Here is a 16493-nt window from a genome sequence, read left to right on the forward strand (position 1 = left end):
TCGAAGGAAAGAGGTGATCGACACTGATGTCCATCGCTGGTACTGATGGTTTCTGGTGCAGTGTCGCTGCCGATTACTTCTCGAGGAGGCGCAGTGTCCGATAGCGGTGTGCCGTTGTTGATGGTGGATCGGTCTGAGGCACTCGACCGCGATGATGCGTTTGCGGTAGCCGAACTCGCCGACGGTTCGGGGTGGAAGCTGGAGGTGCACATCGCCGGCGTCGCGGACGTCGTGCCCCTAGGCTCCGCGGCTGATGCGACGGCTTTCCTGCGCCGTGAATCGAAGTACCTTTCCCGGCGGACGGTACCGATGCTTGGCCGCGACACCGAGCAAGCGGCAACGTTGACCGAGATTGCGGAGAGATCCACACTGCGCGTCCAGGCTGCTCTGTCCGCGGACGGGATTGTGTCCGAGGTGAGTGTCGATCGCGGGCGGGTGCCGGCCGGCCGGTGCGTCGCGGTCGATCACGCGCAGATCACCGAAATACTGGGTTCAGTCGACGACCCGCTACACAAGTGCGTGAAAGCTGCGAATGACGCCGCGCAGGTGCTGCTTCAGGGACGTCGCCGGTCCGGTGCCTTCGCGCTCTACGACCTCACGCATGGCTGGCGTTCCACCGAGGAAGGGGGAATCGCACCGATTCCATCCGACGTGCGGACGGTCGGGTATGTGATCGTGCAGGAGATGATGATCGCAGCCAACGAGGCGATCGCCATGTGGTGTGTGCGGGAGGATCTCCCGGTCCTGTTTCGCAATCACCGCAGCGCGGTGACCGCGGGCAGCACCGAGGACCTTGCAGCGGAGGTGGCGGTGGCGATGACTGATCCGGTGCTGTTCGAGAAGCTGCGTTCGCGTCTGCAGTCGTCGTTTCGTGCTGCCACGTATGCCCCGACGGTGCACGGCCATCACGGGCTTCGGTTGGCGGCCTACACGCACGCGACGTCGCCGCTGCGCAGAGTGTCGGACCTGATCACTCAGCGGGTAATTTTCGCCCACCTCGACTCCGCGCCTGCCCCGTACACAACCGAACAACTCGGCAACCTCGCCGTCGACATCAACCGGCGCATCGCCGCGGACCGGGAAGAAAAGGCAGCACACTTCAAGGCACTCGATCGGAAGGTGACCGCGCAGGTCGTCGCCGCCGGTGAACTCGAGGGTCTCGACTCGAAGCGGTGGGCGAAGGTGCTGGCGGCCGCGACCACACGCGACCCGATCGGTGAAGTGGTCACCGAGCTCCGCCGCCGAATGAAGGCTGACGAGGTAACGGTCACCACCATCGTGACGTTGCTCGACGCGGGGGAGGCTTGGGCACCGATCCGATCCGAGGTCTTCGACTGGGCATCGCAGTCGCACCCGGAATTCGGGCCGAGTGTCGTGTCGATGTGGCTACAAGCCCATCCCGATCTGCCTAAACCCGAAGTCGACGGCGATCACCGTGGGCCGTCGCACACCCCGGTGTTCGCGGCCCGCATCCGAGTGGGTGACGTCCGCGGACCGTGGGCGACCGCGGGCAGTAAGAAACGAGCCGAGCAGGACGCGGCATGGGGCCTAACCCAGGCGATCGCAGGCGGGAAGAGCCATCCGGAGGCGGACTCCCCGCTGCGGGACGAGCCGCAAGCAGTTCCCCTGAGCGCCACGCACGCAGGGATTCGGGCGCGACCAGCATCAGCGCGCAACGGAGATTCGGATTCGGTCCAGGCGGCGAAACAGCGGGAACGAGCGCATAAGAATCCGATCGCGTGGGTGCTCAGCCATGCGCAACACCACGGGCATCCCTCCCCACAGTGGGCTGTAACGGTGGAGGGCGCCGCCCACGCGCCGGTGTTCACATGCGAAGTCCGTTACCGGGACCACACGGCGACTGGCCGCGGAACAACAAAGACGCAAGCGAAAACCGCTGCGGCAGAGTATCTTATCGATTCGCTTCTCGACGAGGCGTCGCCTGCTCAATCACACCCGTAGATCGATCTTATCCGCGGATTCGTTCGAACATACGCAGTGCCGTCCGTAGCAAGGTCTCGTTCTGGGGCTCCGGGCAGCGATACAGCCGCTGGATGGCGCCGGCGATCCGCGCCGCCACCTCCTCCGGTAGCGCGGGCCCCGCGGGTGCTGTTACAGGCCGTTCGTGGCCTCGTTCACCGGTTCGATCGTCACCGACGCCAGGGTACCGGGGCGCTACGACACGCTGCAGAGCAAAACGTGCTGACGTGCGGTTTCGGGCCCGACGGTGCGATAATTCAAATTATCGCAGCCTAGTGCGCACAAATCATGAGTGACACGGAGCGGCGCTGTCCTGGCTCAGTGCATCTGATGCCGTGTAGGTTCCGCGGAGCCGTGTTCTCCAGAATCCGCAATGTCTCATGAGACATCCAGACTCTGGCGCCGAGGCTGGTCAGCGAGGGATCTGCCGGGCGGCCAGACCGCTGCCTCAACAGGCCCGTGAGACGTCGCCTCTCGGCTGGATGGACTTGCCATCAGGGCGTGGCCGGCGAGCGCCGAGGGCGACGAGTTGACCGCGGTGGCTGAGGCCTCGGCGCAGCAGTGTGCCGCCGTGGCGCAGGGTGGCGATCGCCGCGGCGTCGAGTCGATGGGAAAGTTGGCATTCGCGAGTCTTGGCGAGTTCGTCGCTCTTGCATCGCAGGCAGCGCCGCGGGTGTCCCGGGACTGATCCGGGGGAGCCCGTGGTGGCGAAGCTGAAGTGGCCGATGAGACAGATTTCAACCATGAAGAGAAGCGGTGTCACTTTCCAAATTTCATGTCACTCGCGTGTCACTTTCCAGGTTTCGTGTCACTCGGGACAACACTGGCTGCGTGCCCAGGACCAGAGAGGTCGAGGTCCGTTACGTGCAGGACGACGGGGATCCTGTCGCGACCACGGTCGCTGCCGCGGATCCGCATGAAGTGGTTCCGCCCGATCAGTCCCAGCAGGGGTGCATGAAAACTGCTATGCCGTTGGTGAAGATCAGTTGCCGCCGGGATCGTCGGGGCGGAACCTGAGTCGGGCGGCGATGATGTCCTGGGCGATCACCGTGATCCTTCGGTGTTGCGCGAACGCCATCGCCCGCAGTCGGGCAAGGGCGGCGGCAGGAGAGACCCGAAGCTGGACGGCCATCATTCCGGCGGCCATGTGCACCTTGCCGCGCGGAAACAGGGCGGGATCGACCACCGTCGGGTTGCGCAAGGGATCGAGTTCATCGACCACCACCGGGCCGAGGGCAGCGGCGTAGTCCGCAGCGGCCCGATAGTGCTGGGCATCGAGCCGGCCGGGCTGGGCGCGGTAGAGCTCGAGGACACCGATGCGGGCGCCGTTGAACATACGGAGTGGAAAGGCGAAGACGGCGCGAACGCCGAGTTCGACTAACTCGGGCACGAACATCGGCCACCGTGTCGCTGTGACGGGATCCGCCACATCGGAGTGTAGTTCGGGCACCGACGAGCGAAACGCGGTAAGGCCGGGGCCCTCACCCAGGGTGAACTCGAGTTCATCGATCCGTTCGGCGGTGATGTCGGTGGTACACCAGGTCCCGACTGGTGTCGCTGGCGAACACCGCGACGGCCGCGCCGTCGACACCGACGTCGTCCGAACATTGCCCGCACAGGGTACGAGTGCGGGCAAGCACGGACACCGTGTGATCATCGTCGGGACGAGCTGGGTTCTGTTCGGCGCTCATTTCCCCCACTTTCCCCCGCGACGGGACTGCAAACATCCCCGCGGCTCACGCCACGAACTCCGTCCCATCGGATACCGGCCGACGCGAGACTCCGGTGGCGTTCGCAGCCCGTGCCCGATGCCCGGACCCTAGGCCTTTCCGTGCGTCACCGCATGTGGATCGCCCTACGGGATCGCGACCGGGCTGAGGATTCCGACAAGTTCGTGAGAATGGCGCACTGACACGACGGTGAGAACCCGCAGGTCGGAAGTACCGAGAAGTGACACCGAGCCGTGGATCCTACATGCCGACTCAGCAAATCTGATGCGCCCGACGGTCTATCTGATGTGTCCTGTGACAGTGGATCTTCCGGTTTGTCACTAAATCTTGCTCGTGCTGCTCGTCTGCCACTACGGTTTGCTCGTATTCTGATCGTTCGGGCTGGATGGGAGCACGTGAGCGAAGCTGCTGCCGAGTGCGCGGAGTGCCCTGTCTGGCCTGGTTGAGCTGGGCATTTGCCGCGGCGGATGCAGCGATCTACCTCAACGCCGTCATCCGCACTGTGCAGATCCTCCACCGCGGCCCTCACGTGTATCAAAGCAAAATCTAATGGCGAAATTCTTCGGATCCCCGGTCTACCAGCAGCCTTGCCAAGACCAGTTCGCCACTCGAGATTCCTCACCCCAGGTCCAGGCGTCCGACTCAAGGACGATTCGCTGGCACAGGACATGATGCCTGGCTCAGCGAATCTGATGCGAGGTCACCCTGGTCGCGGGCGACGTCCTCTGCGTCGGACCTGCCGACCGAGTGCAATCGATCGGGCGGCACGCACACAGATTCCGCGCGCATCAGATTCAATGAGTCGAAGTCGAACATTGCGACTCAGATAATCTGACGCACCGCAGGTCGGCGGCATCAGATTATCTGAGTCAGGACAGGCGCCATGGGGAGGGTCCGCGAGTCCGCTGATGATGTAGGTTCCGCAAAGCCGTGTTCTCCAGAATCCGCAATGTCTCATGAGACATCCAGACTCTGGCGCCGAGGCTGGTCAGCGAGGGATCTGCCGGGCGGCCAGACCGCTGCCTCAACAGGCCCGTGAGACGTCGCCTCTCGGCTGGATGGACTTGCCATCAGGGCGTGGCCGGCGAGCGCCGAGGGCGACGAGTTGACCGCGGTGGCTGAGGCCTCGGCGCAGCAGTGTGCCGCCGTGGCGCAGGGTGGCGATCGCCGCGGCGTCGAGTCGATGGGAAAGTTGGCATTCGCGAGTCTTGGCGAGTTCGTCGCTCTTGCATCGCAGGCAGCGCCGCGGGTGTCCCGGGACTGATCCGGGGGAGCCCGTGGTGGCGAAGCTGAAGTGGCCGATGAGACAGATTTCAACCATGAAGAGAAGCCGTGTCAGTTTCTCAATTTGGTGTCAGTAGGCCGCATGATCTCAGCGTTTCCCCAGCTCAGCGACCTGGACTTTTTCGGACCCTTCGAGGATTCTGACAAGTTAGTGAGATCCTTTGGTGGCAAGGCTTTGTAACGTCACAGGTCAGTGCGTCGTACGACTGACAAGGTGTCGACTCACTGTCACGACCGAGATCGAAATGACCGTCGTGGCTGGCTCTGCGGTACACCGCACCAGAAGTCTCGTAGGTCCATGCACCAGATCTGCGAGGTGCAGTCCCAGCCTCAAGGTTGGCTCAAGGTCAGTGTCGGGCTGTCATGGTGAATCCGCAGGCCATGCGGCAAGGAGGTAGTCGATGAACATTTCCACGGCGGGCGGATTGTTGCGGTTGGCGGATCGGGCGATCGAGATCTGTCGTGTGAGTGGTGGATCGGTGGGAACAGTGACCATTGTGAACCCGTTCTTGGGAATCGCTGAGTCGGGGATGAACCCGTAGCCGCCGAGGCCGGTGGCAAGCTCGGCAACTAGCTGGGTGGTGTCGACTTCGGCGACCGGTGTCGGGTAGGCCTCGCCGGCGGCGAAGAAACGTTGCGCTTCCAGTAGCGCACCCAAACGTCGATGTAGCCCGATATAGGGCACATTCGTAAGGTCCGCGGGGCGGAGCGGTGCCTGTTCTATCAGTGGATGATCATGCGGCAGAACGAGGTGCAACGACTCGCGCATCAAGGGAATGTTGCCGATGCCGTCGTCGGCGTAACCTTCGCAGATGGCGAGGTCGAACTGGCCGTCGCGCAGCCCCGCGACCATTGCACCTCGCAGTGAGGTGAACAACGACCATCGAGTGCCTGGATGCTCTCGGGTGTAGTCGGCCATCAGTCGGCACAGGCGCGGGCCCAGCGATTGCAGGCACGTGAGGCTGATGACCGGACTTTCACCGGTTCGGATGCACTCCATTTCGAATGTCGCGTCGGCGATATTGCTCATTACACGTCGAGCGATCGGCAGCAGAGCGCTACCCGCCGCCGTCAGCTTGACCCGCTGGCCTGTCCGGTCGAGGAGCTGGACACCGAGACCGGTCTCCAGCAATTTTTAAGTTAGAGCGCTCGAGCGATTATGCCCTTCATGATCTCGTTGGCACCTGCGTAGATCCGCTGCACGCGGGCGTCCTCGTACATCCGCGCGATCAGGTACTCGCGCATGTATCCGTAGCCACCGTGCAACTGCACGCAGCGGTCGATCACCTCGCACTGCTTGTCGGTCAGCCAGTACTTGACCATAGCTGCCTCGGCGGCACCGAGTGCACCGCACAGGTGCGCCTGGATGCAGTGGTCGAGGAATACCTCGCAGGTGCGGGCGATGGTCTGACACTCTGCCAGCTCGAAGGCGGTGTTCTGGAACTCGAACAGGCTGTGGCCGAATGCCTTCCGATTTTTTGTGTAGGAGACCGTCTCGTCGACGGCACGACGCATTGCGCCCGATGCCTGCGCCCCGATGATCAGTCGCTCCTGCACCAACTGCGCCATCAACTGACTAAAGCCCTGTCCCTCTCGTTCGCCGAGCAGGTTCGACATCGGCACCCGCACATCGGTGAACGAAAGTTCGGAGGTATCAGCGCCGTGCTGGCCGACTTTGTCGAGAACCCGACCGACAACGAAGCCGGGCTGATCGCGCAGGTCGACGATCAGCATGGACACGCCCTTGGCGCCGGCCTTCGGGTCCGTCTTGACGGCCATCACGATGACGTCGGCGGATGCGCCGTTGGTGATGAAAGTCTTCGACCCGTTGATGATGTAGTCGTCACCGTCCCGGATCGCGGTGGTCTTGATCGCTTTGAGGTCGGATCCAGCGCCGGGCTCGGTCATTCCGATGGCACCGAGGATTTCTCCGGTCGCCATACCTGGCAGCCAGGTCTTCTTCTGCTCCTCGGTGCCGTACTCATAGATGTAGTGCGCGACGATGCCCGAATGTACCGAGATGCCGAACGCGAGGTCGCCGGCGTAGCCCTGCGCGTCAAACACGGCGAGGTCATGGGCGAACGTGCCCCCACCGCCGCCGTACTCCTCGGGGATCGAGCAGCACAGCAACCCTAGTTTGCCGGCCTCAAGCCACGCGTTCCGGTCGATGTGGTGCTGAGCGTCCCACTTCTCGTTCTGCGCAACGATCTCGCGAGCGAAGAAGCCGCCCGCGAGATCGGACAGCGCCCGAACCTCGTTGTCGTGCCAGGTGGGGACGTACTTCTTCATAGGCTCCCTATCTCTTGAGTGAGGTGTGAAAGGCTGATCGATCGAGTCGGCTTGGCGGTGGATGAATGACGTCGATCCCTTCGCTACCCGACCGGATGTGGCCGGGTCAGTCACCGCAGACCTGGCGGCGGCCGGATTCGCCGAAGCCGCGGAGATTGGGCGTGAGGGTTTCGGGGTGGTGTACCGCTGTAGGCGAGCACGCGCTCGCGCTGCCCCTGCCGGGCCCATGGTCCATCACGACGCATATGAGTTCGAACGCGAACCGGCCGGGATCAGCTGTGCGCAGCTAGCAGATCCAGGTTCCCTGTTTGCACCAAAGATTCGTCGGTGATTGCTCACAAGCTCGACGCGCGCGTCATAAAGCGATCCACTCACTTGCGCACCAAGTGGCGGAAGGCGTTCGGTCCGGGGCTCGAAGAGAACGCGCTACCAGGGTGACTCCTCAAGTCTTGGGTCGATGCGTGAAAGCCGGGAATCCACATTCGACGGCTCCTCGTCATACAGTAGTTTGTAGTATCGTATACCGTAATTCTTTAGTATTTTGCAACGGAAGCGAGCAGCCATGCCCACCGACACGACTGTGGATGACTCAGTACTCATCGAGGAGCGGATCGGCCATGTGTCGGTGCTCGCGCTCAATCGGCCGGCCGCGATGAATGCCATCGATCCGGAGCTGGGCGCGGCGTTGAGCGACGCGTGGGACCGGCTTCAGCGGGACGACGAGACCTGGGTGATCGTGCTGACAGGCACGGGGGACCGAGCCTTCTCTGCTGGTGCCGACCTGAAGACGCCGGTGCCGGAGCGGTCCTTCGCGGGAGCGTTCCTGGGTGGTACCGGACCGCGACCCGTCACCGTGCCGCCCAACTACCTCAAGCCCGTGATCTGTGCCGTCAATGGGCTCGCCTACGGCGCTGGCCTCGAGCTTCTGCTCTCGACCGACATACAGATCGCCACGCCCGAAGCGCGATTCTGTCTCCCCGAGGCCAAGGTGGGATCAATCCCGGGGGCGGGCGGTACGCAGCGCATCGCCCATGCGCTGCCGCGGGGTATCGCTCGCCGGATGGCGCTGACCGGCGAGCCGATCGACGCCGACACAGCGCTACGCCTGGGACTCGTCTCCGAGCTGGTCGCTCGTCAGTCCCTGCGTGAGCGTGCACTCGAGATCGCTGAGCGCATCTGCGCGAATGCGCCGCTGGCCGTGCGCGCCATCAAGAAGGCCGTCGAAGCGGCGGATCAGCTCACCCTCGACGACGGGCTGGCCATGGAGCAGCTGCTGTGGGGATCGCTGCGTGACAGCGAGGACCGCCTCGAGGGTCGTACCGCCTTCGCGGAGAAGCGAACCCCGGTCTACCGGGCGCGGTGAAGTCGCGCCGGCATATCCCCATTGACGGAGCTTGTATGACGAGATACCGTCATACAAAGTCGCGAGCAAAGCCATGCTGAGCGCGATACGGATATGTGAATCGACGCAGCTGAGCGGCGTCGGAAAGGGCGACGATGAGTAGCGCGAGCGACCCCGAGACGGCACGGCGGCTGTATTTCCCCGAGCTCGAAACAGGCCAGGGTCAGACTCTCCACCTTCCCGCGGGAGCCGCCGAGATCAAGCTGAACGCGGATGCGCGGCGGGTGGTGCCGCAGCTCCTCGAGGACTACGGATACGAGCGGGCTTTCATCTTCAGCTCCCGCACGCTCAACCAGAAGACCGATGTCATCGATCGCCTCGCCGCCGCCTTGGGGCCGCGGCTCGTAGGGCGGAGTGACCGTGTCGGCGAGCACGCTCCGGTCAAGAACGTGCTCTCGGCGATCCAGGAGGTCGAAGGGTCCGACGCGGATGTGATGGTCACGGTCGGCGGCGGTTCGGTGATGGACTTCGGCAAGTTCGTCCAGCTCGGTGTCACGGAGGGTGTACGGACGCACGACGACCTGCGTGCCCTGCGCATCGACCAGGAGCCGAAGCTGAACCAGCGCCCGACGCTGCGCCAGATCGCCATCCCGACGACCTTCTCGCTGTCGGAGTGGACGGCGGCCGGGACACCGGTGGACGACGAGACCGGCAAGAAAATCATCCTCCGCATCCCTGACGGGGTCGGCCGGGCCATCGTGTACGACCCGTCGATCGTCGCCCACACGCCCCGCCACCTCGCGCTGGTCACCGCGGTACGGGGTCTCGATCATGCCGTCAACAGTGTCCTGTCCACGAGGCCGAACGATCTGTGCATCGACCTATGCCTGCAGGCGATCCGTCAGTTCGCTGCCGGGATTCCGCTGCTCGCCCGTGGTGACGTGGAGACAGCGATCCCTCTGCTGCAGCGTGCTTCGTTTTTGGCCGGGATGTGCCAGCTTTCGGTGCCGCACGGCTTCAGTCACTTCATGGTTCACGTCTTCGCGCCGTGGGCGCATGTGGGGCACAGCGAGACCGCGTGCGTGATGATGCTGGCCCAGGCGCGCTGGCTGCGCGGCCACGGCGATCCGAGGATCGAGCAGGTCACCGCGGCGATGGGCCGACCGGGTGATCCCCTGGATGTGATCGTCCGTGACTTACTCGAGGTGTGCGATCTGCCAACGACGGTGCGGGAGCTCGGTGTCGATCCGCAGCGTCTCGACGATGTCGTACCGCTCGCGTTGGCCCACCCTTATGTGACCTACCACAACCTGCGGCCGATCCGGACCGCTGAAGACATCTCGACGATCCTGGCGAGCGTCGCCGGCTGACCAACGCCGAGCTACCGGGGACAAACACGGGGCCGACTGCCATCCTGCTGAGGAGCAACAATGTGGAGTTTTGAGACCGATCCCGATTTTCAGGTCGAGATCGACTGGATCGACGAGTTCGTGCGTAACCAGGTCCAGCCGCTGGACTACGTGCTGGGAAGTCAGTGGGACATCCACGATCCCGAGTTCGTCCGGCTGGTCCGGCCGCTGCAGGCCGAGGTGAAGTCGCGCGGACTGTGGGCGTGCCACCTCGGCCCGGAACTCGGCGGCAAGGGGTACGGCCAGCTCAAACTCGCACTCATGAACGAGAAGTACGGTATGTCGCGCTTCGGTCCGATCGTGTTCGGCGCCCAGGCACCAGACACCGGGAACTCCGAGATCCTGGCTCACTACGGCACACCCGAGCAGAAGAAGCAGTGGCTCGAGCCGCTCCTGGCGAACGACATCGTGTCGTGTTTCGCGATGACCGAACCGCAGGGCGGGGCGGACCCGCTGGCGATCCGCACCACTGCGGTCCGCGAGGGCGACGAGTGGGTGATCAACGGAGAGAAGTGGTTCGCCAGCGAGGCAGAGCACGCTGCGTTCCACATCTTGATGGTCCGGACAAACCCGGAGGCCGAAGACCCCTACCGTCAGATGTCGATGTTCATCGTGCCCGCGGACACACCGGGCATCGAGATCCTGTGCAACTACGGGCATTACGGGGAGGCGGCGGACACGCATGCCCATCTGCGCCTGACCGACGTCCGGGTCCCCCACGAAAACATGCTGGGTGAGCCCGGCGACGCCTTTGTCGTCGCGCAGGTGCGACTGGGTGGCGGTCGGATGCACCACGCAATGCGCACTTTGGCGCAGGCCACGAGAGCCTTCGAGATGATGTGTGAACGCGTCGTGTCGCGCTCGACCAAAGGCGATCTGCTATCGCGCCAGCAGCTGGTCCAGGAGAAGATCGCGGACAGCTGGATTCAGCTGCGCCAGTTCCGGCTCCTCATCCTCGAGACCGCGTGGTTGGCCGACCAGGGCCACGATTGGCGCGCACTTCGGAAAAATGTCTCGGCGGTCAAGGCGATCATGCCGCAGGTCCTCAACGACATCGCCTCCCGTGCGCTGCACCTGCACGGCTCACTGGGCATCACGCACGAGATGCCCTTCGCGGAGTGGGTCATCCAGTCGTTCCATGTGGGACTGGCAGATGGGCCCACCGAGGTACACAAGGTCGTCGTAGCGCGCGAAGTCCTCAAGGACGTCAGACCGGAGACGGAGATGTTCCCCGACTACATGCGCCATGCCCTCACCGATCGGGCCCGGGCACAGCTGGGGGTCCCCGCTCGATGAGGGCGTGCGGTCGCCAAGTTCAGCCGGTTCGAAATATGTCATACACAGACCAAAGGAATCGTCGTCGGCCCATTCCAGGTCGGCACTTCCCCGGATGTCCCATCACCGAAAGGTCGACGACCCGTGACTGCTGAAAGTCAGAGCAAACTGCAATCGACGGGCGTCCCCGGCGCACGTTGCAACGACTGCGGACACCTCTCCCATCCGAGGCCGCGCCATTGCGCGCAGTGCCTCGGGGACGCCTTCATTGACGAGATTGTCCCTGGTGATGGCGTGGTGTACTCCGTCACTGTGGTGCGCTCGGGACGCAATGATCGGCCGCTTCCGTACGGGCTGGCTCACGTCGACCTCGCGGTAGGCCTCCGGGTGATGGCGGGCTTCGATGCCGTCAGCGGCGACGTCCCGGAGCCCGGCACCCCTGTCGTTGTCGGCCAGGTCGGTCTGTCGGAGGCCGGCCTTCCCCTGCTGCAGATCGCGGAGCTGGGACCTCGTCCGCTCGCTGGTGCCTCGGGCGCACCCGCCTAGGTCCGCACATCCACCACAAGGCACAAGGAGTCTTCTGATGCCGGTTCCTGTCATTGCAGGCGCACACACCATCCCTTTCGTCAAGGAGTCGACGCATGTCGTCGACCTCGGCGCCGACGCCGTTCGCGGCCTGCTCCGTGCCACCGGGGTCGACCGTGAGGCCGTCGACACGGTCATCTCGGCCGGCGTTGCCGGGGGAGCACTGCTCGGTCAGCGCATCCTGTCCCGTCTGTCGATGACCGGGCTGCCGGTATTCAACATCGAGAACGCCTGCGCGTCCGGCGCCTCGGCTGCCCACCTCGCCATCGGCATGGTGGCCTCGGGTCAGGCGCGCGTCGTCGTGGTCGTCGCGACCGAACGGCTGTCGGCGCTCGGCGGTGGGGCGCTCAAGCTCGACCCCACCGACATCGAGGCAGCGCAGGGCGCGATCATGCCCGCCCATTATGCGTTGCGGGCGAACCGCTACCTGTGGGAGAACGGGTTGAAGCCGGAGGACCTGGCGCGCGTTTCCGTCAAGAACCGACGCAACGGTGCGCTCAACCCGATCGCTCGCTTCCAGGCTGCCGTCACGCTCGAGGAGGTGCTGAACTCCAAGCCAATCGCTGACCCGCTGACCCTGCTCCAATGCTCGCCTAACAGTGATGGATCGAGTGCCGTCCTCATCTGCTCGGAGGAAGCAGCGTCGGAACTCGGCCTCGATGCCGTCGGCATCAAGGCGTCGGTGATCACGTCGGGCAAGTACAGCGATGCTCCCCGCGACCTCACGATGCCCGACGTGACGCTCCGGGCGATCCAGGAAGCCTATGCCCAGGCTGAAATCGGTCCGGAGGACCTGGACCTCGCCGAGGTGCACGACGCCTTCACCATCGCCGAGGTTCTCTACTACGAGGCGCTGGGCCTGTGCGAGCGCGGCCAAGGCGCCCGCTACCTCGCGGAGGGTCGCGCTGATATCGACGGCGACTGCGCGGTGAATCCGAGTGGGGGGCTCATCTCGCGAGGGCATCCGGTCGGGGCCACCGGTGTTGCGCAGCTCACTGAGGCGTACGAGCAGCTCACCGGCCGCGCCGGGGCCCGTCAGGTCCCCGGGGCGTCGGTGGCCCTCACGCATGTCACAGGCGGCGGCATCGCCGGCGTCGACAACGGTGCGTGCGGCGTCCACGTCCTGGCTGTGTGAGTGACGAGAGGAGAACGAAAGCGATGAATTTCACCGGTATCTCGTTCGTGGTGGGCGACCACGAGGCCCTGGCTGCGATCAGCGCAGAGCTGCAGGGTCGGGGCGACGACGTCGTGCGGCTCGAGGGCCACCGCTCGTCTGAGCACATCGATGCTCTCGAGGCCGAGCTCGCTCGGGGCCGGGCGATCCGGGCCGTCGTCATCGGCTACGACAGCACCCCTCCCGAGGGCTCCGCCGCACAGGCGCTGGCCTTCCTCCGCGCCGCGACCCCCGGGTTCCCTCACGGTGAGGGCCGCGTGGCACTGGTCTCCGGCCGTGACTTCCTGGGCTGGCCGGGTCGCACCGAGCGTGCCATCGACCTCGCGGGCCTGGTCGGTCTGGGGCGGAGCCTTGCGCTCGACCTCGGGCCGCTGGGCGCGAACGTCAACGTCATCTGCCCGCCCGCGGAGCTGGGGCCGGTCGTCGCGACCGAAGATCCGTGGGAGGCACCGCCGCCGCCGCTCACCGGGCCCGTGGGTGTCGAGGACGTGGCGTATGCGGTCGCGTTCGTGACGAATCAGGCATCGGGCCACTTCACCGGGCAGGTGCTGCACGTGTCCGGCGGCCTGAGCGTGCTGAGCTCGCTCACCGCCTGACGAGCAGGTCCCAGAGCAGACGAGTGAGGAGTCGGAAAATGACGGTTCAGGACGAGGTTGGTTCGATGGTGAGCAAGGACGGCCTGAAGGGGCGCGTCGCGATCGTGACGGGCTCCGGGCGCGGCATCGGCGAGGTCATCGCACGGCGGCTGGCTGCTGACGGTGCGCATGTGGTTGTGTGTGACCTGAATGCCGAGCTGGCAGAGAGCGTGGCTGATGAAATCAGCCACGGCGGTCCGGGTGATGCGTGGGCAACCCGCGCCGACGTCAGCAACCCCGCGTCGGTCCGGGAGCTGGTGCAAGCAACCGTGGACCGCTGGGGACGCCTCGATTACTACGTGAACAACGCCGCGATGGCCCAGGACACGGCTCTGCGCAACATCACCCAGGAGTCATGGGAGCGGGTCACGCAGGTCAACCTCGACGGGGTCTTCTACGGTTGCCAGGCCGCGGCGGCACAGATGCGCGAGTCCGGCGGCGGACGCATCATCAACATCGCGTCACGCGCCTGGCTCGGGTGGTGGGGGCAAACGAACTACGCCACCACCAAGGGAGGGGTGGTCAGCATGACCCGCTCGCTCGCGCTCGAGCTCGCCCGCACGGGAATCACAGTCAACGCTATCGCGCCGGGACTCATCAAGACGCCCGGCGTCGACGAGCTTCCCGAGGAGATGCTGCGCAACTTAATCATCGCCCAGCCCAATCGTGAGCTCGGAAGCGCCGAGAACGTCGCTCACCTCGCGCGCTTCCTCGTCGACGACCGTGCACGTGCGATCACCGGTCAGGTGCTCTACACGTGTGGTGGCAAGAGCCTCTTCGCGATGCCCGCCAAGCGGTGATGTGCAGCGACGCCTGTGACCGTTGACACGTCATGTCGGACGGGATACCGTCATACAAAACCCGGAGCTGTTCGTGCTGAGCGTCGCCGGCGTCCGGGATCAACGGCTAGAGACTCTTAACCGAAGGACTGATGTGGCGTGACGGCAGCGATGGAATCCACGGCGGCCCGCTTCCCGGCTGAATGGAATCGCGACTACGCGATGTACATCGGCGGCGAGTGGATCGAGATCGGCGAGCGTGACACGTTCACCTGTGTCGATCCGTTCGACAGCCAGCCCTGGGGGCGGGTGCCCGTGGCGACCGTGGAGGATGTCGACCGCGCCGTGGCCGCTGCCCGGCACGCCTTCGACGAGGGCGGCTGGCCGCAGACGCCGGCAGCGACGCGCGCGGCGATGTTGCGCAAGCTGGCCGATCTGATCGAGGCCCATGCCGAGGAGCTGGCTCATGTCCAGATCCACGAGAACGGCAAGCTTGTCGGCGAGATGGTGGGCGGCTCGTACGCGATGGCCGGCCACGCCCGCTTTGTCGCGGGTCTCGCCGAGACGATGGGTGGCACCACAGTCCAGGGTGTGCCGGGGCACACCGTCTACAACGTCCGTGAGCCGGTCGGGGTCGTGGCCGCCATCACGCCCTGGAACTCTCCGCTCATGCTGCTGTGCTGGAAGCTCTTCCCGGCTCTCGCCGCAGGGTGCACCATCGTCATCAAGCCATCCGAGGTGACGCCCATCTCGACCCTTCGCCTTGCGGAGCTGTGCGAGGAGGCGGGCTTCCCGGCCGGTGTCGTCAATGTCGTCACCGGTTTCGGTCAACCCACCGGCGCGGCGCTCGCGTCCCATCCGGACGTCGACAAGATCGGCTTCACCGGCTCGACCGCCGCGGGGAAGGCCATGCTGGCCGCGGCCGGGCCGCGCATCGGGCGCGTCACCCTCGAGCTCGGAGGGAAGTCCCCCAACATCATTTTCCGCGACGCAGACCTGGAGAACGCGGTCCACGGCGTGATGGCCGGAGTCTTCGCCGCAACGGGGCAGACGTGCATGGCCGGGTCCCGCGTCCTGGTGGAGGACGAGGTCTACGACGACTTCGTCGCCCGCCTGACCGAGGCATCGTCGGCCCTGAAGCTCGGGGACCCGCTCGATCCGACCGTCGAGGTGGGCCCCGTCGCTTGTCGCAACCAGCTCGATCGCGTGTTGGAGTACATCCAGATCGGGCAGGACGAAGGCGCCGTGGTGGCCGCCGGAGGAGTACGCGAGACCACCCCGGAGACGGAGCGAGGCTTGTTCGTCCGTCCCACCGTCTTCTCCGGGGTCGACAACCAGTCGCGCCTCGCCCAGGAGGAGATCTTCGGCCCCGTGGCAAGCCTCGTGCGCTTTAGTGGCGAGGACGAGGCCGCGAGACTGGCCAACGACGTCGACTTCGGCCTCGCTGCTGCTGTGTGGACCTCCGACATCGCTCGCGCCCACCGCATGGTCAAGCGCCTGAGAGCAGGGACGGTGTGGGTCAACACCTATCGTGTCGTCCACTACGCAACGCCTTTCGGAGGCTTCAAGCAGAGCGGGCTCGGGCGCGAGCTCGGCGTGGACGCACTCGACGCCTACACCGAGGTCAAGTCCGTCTTCATCGACGAGGGCAATCGGCAGGCCTTCGGGCGCAGGTGAGGCGGCGGGTGACTGCGTGGGGGCAGCTCCCGGCTGTCCGCCGGGAGGCTGCCCTCCCTGGCTGAGGACCGAGTGGCCGTCTTCCGGACGGTCGGCGTGCGATGGGCAGCGCACACTCGTACTGGTGGAGGATCGTGGCGACCTGCCATCGTGACGCTCAACCGACCAGACAAACGCAACGCGATGAACGTCGCTGCCCAGCGGCGACTGCTGGAGGTTCTCGCGGCAACGACCGCAAAAGGCGATCGTCCTGACCGGCTCGGGCTCCGACTTCTGTGCTGGGATCGATCGGCTCTAGGCGAGGAACGCGCCTGGCCTGTCCGGCAGGCCGAGC

15 protein-coding genes are annotated in these 16493 nt (G+C 65.1%); 11 read left to right on the forward strand and 4 right to left on the reverse strand.

Going from position 1 to position 16493, the window contains the following annotated elements; genetic code table 11:
- Positions 1–120: 120 nt before the first annotated feature.
- Positions 121–1962, forward strand: coding sequence for an RNB domain-containing ribonuclease (locus L1080_RS34825; protein WP_250774802.1), 1842 nt, complete (start codon positions 121–123; stop codon positions 1960–1962).
- A gap of 556 nt (positions 1963–2518) precedes the next feature.
- Complete coding sequence (locus L1080_RS34830) at positions 2519–2668, forward strand: hypothetical protein (RefSeq protein ID WP_250774442.1); 150 nt, start codon at positions 2519–2521, stop codon at positions 2666–2668.
- 294 nt (positions 2669–2962) lie between these two features.
- Here the strand turns inward: L1080_RS34830 and L1080_RS34835 are convergent, their stop codons facing one another.
- Positions 2963–3571: a GAF domain-containing protein gene (locus L1080_RS34835; protein WP_374434963.1), complete on the reverse strand. Its 609-nt coding sequence runs from the start codon at positions 3569–3571 to the stop codon at positions 2963–2965.
- Positions 3483–3671 carry a hypothetical protein gene (locus tag L1080_RS34840; protein ID WP_250774446.1) on the reverse strand — a complete coding sequence of 63 codons (189 nt, stop codon included), beginning with the start codon at positions 3669–3671 and terminating at the stop codon, positions 3483–3485. The genes L1080_RS34835 and L1080_RS34840 overlap by 89 nt, the downstream gene beginning before the upstream one ends.
- A 1153-nt stretch (positions 3672–4824) precedes the next feature.
- Between L1080_RS34840 and L1080_RS34845 the strand changes: the two genes are divergently transcribed.
- On the forward strand, positions 4825–4974 hold the full coding sequence (locus tag L1080_RS34845; RefSeq protein ID WP_250774442.1) for a hypothetical protein: 150 nt from the start codon (positions 4825–4827) through the stop codon (positions 4972–4974).
- 381 nt (positions 4975–5355) lie between these two features.
- Here L1080_RS34845 and L1080_RS34850 read toward each other — a convergent pair whose 3' ends face one another.
- Both L1080_RS34850 and L1080_RS34855 read right to left on the reverse strand, forming a co-directional pair.
- Entirely contained in the window at positions 5356–6126 is a 771-nt protein-coding gene (locus L1080_RS34850) for a LysR family transcriptional regulator (protein WP_250774448.1), read from the reverse strand.
- Positions 6127–6134: 8 nt separating this feature from the next.
- The gene (locus L1080_RS34855) at positions 6135–7283 is read right to left on the reverse strand and encodes an acyl-CoA dehydrogenase family protein (protein ID WP_250774450.1); all 1149 of its coding nucleotides are present in this window, start codon (positions 7281–7283) and stop codon (positions 6135–6137) included.
- 580 nt (positions 7284–7863) lie between these two features.
- Here L1080_RS34855 and L1080_RS34860 point away from each other — a divergent pair.
- The 8 genes from L1080_RS34860 to L1080_RS34895 all read left to right on the forward strand — a co-directional run bounded on the left by L1080_RS34860 (position 7864) and on the right by L1080_RS34895 (position 16159).
- Complete coding sequence (locus L1080_RS34860; protein ID WP_250774452.1) at positions 7864–8646, forward strand: enoyl-CoA hydratase/isomerase family protein; 783 nt, start codon at positions 7864–7866, stop codon at positions 8644–8646.
- A 134-nt stretch (positions 8647–8780) separates the two neighbouring features.
- Entirely contained in the window at positions 8781–9995 is a 1215-nt protein-coding gene (locus L1080_RS34865) for an iron-containing alcohol dehydrogenase (RefSeq protein ID WP_250774454.1), read from the forward strand.
- A 60-nt stretch (positions 9996–10055) separates the two neighbouring features.
- The gene (locus L1080_RS34870; RefSeq protein ID WP_250774456.1) at positions 10056–11330 is read left to right on the forward strand and encodes an acyl-CoA dehydrogenase family protein; all 1275 of its coding nucleotides are present in this window, start codon (positions 10056–10058) and stop codon (positions 11328–11330) included.
- A 123-nt stretch (positions 11331–11453) separates the two neighbouring features.
- Positions 11454–11855: a Zn-ribbon domain-containing OB-fold protein gene (locus L1080_RS34875; protein WP_308202186.1), complete on the forward strand. Its 402-nt coding sequence runs from the start codon at positions 11454–11456 to the stop codon at positions 11853–11855.
- 37 nt (positions 11856–11892) lie between these two features.
- The gene (locus L1080_RS34880; RefSeq protein WP_250774460.1) at positions 11893–13029 is read left to right on the forward strand and encodes a thiolase family protein; all 1137 of its coding nucleotides are present in this window, start codon (positions 11893–11895) and stop codon (positions 13027–13029) included.
- Between the two features lie 23 nt (positions 13030–13052).
- On the forward strand, positions 13053–13664 hold the full coding sequence (locus tag L1080_RS34885; RefSeq protein ID WP_250774462.1) for an SDR family oxidoreductase: 612 nt from the start codon (positions 13053–13055) through the stop codon (positions 13662–13664).
- A 38-nt stretch (positions 13665–13702) separates the two neighbouring features.
- Complete coding sequence (locus L1080_RS34890; RefSeq protein WP_250774464.1) at positions 13703–14503, forward strand: SDR family oxidoreductase; 801 nt, start codon at positions 13703–13705, stop codon at positions 14501–14503.
- A gap of 138 nt (positions 14504–14641) precedes the next feature.
- Positions 14642–16159, forward strand: a complete 1518-nt coding sequence (locus tag L1080_RS34895) for an aldehyde dehydrogenase (protein ID WP_250774467.1) — start codon at positions 14642–14644, stop codon at positions 16157–16159.
- Positions 16160–16493: the final 334 nt, after the last annotated feature.

The sequence above is a fragment of the Rhodococcus sp. MSC1_016 genome (genome assembly GCF_023667485.2).
GTDB classification, from domain to species: Bacteria; Actinomycetota; Actinomycetes; order Mycobacteriales; family Mycobacteriaceae; genus Rhodococcus_F; species Rhodococcus_F oxybenzonivorans.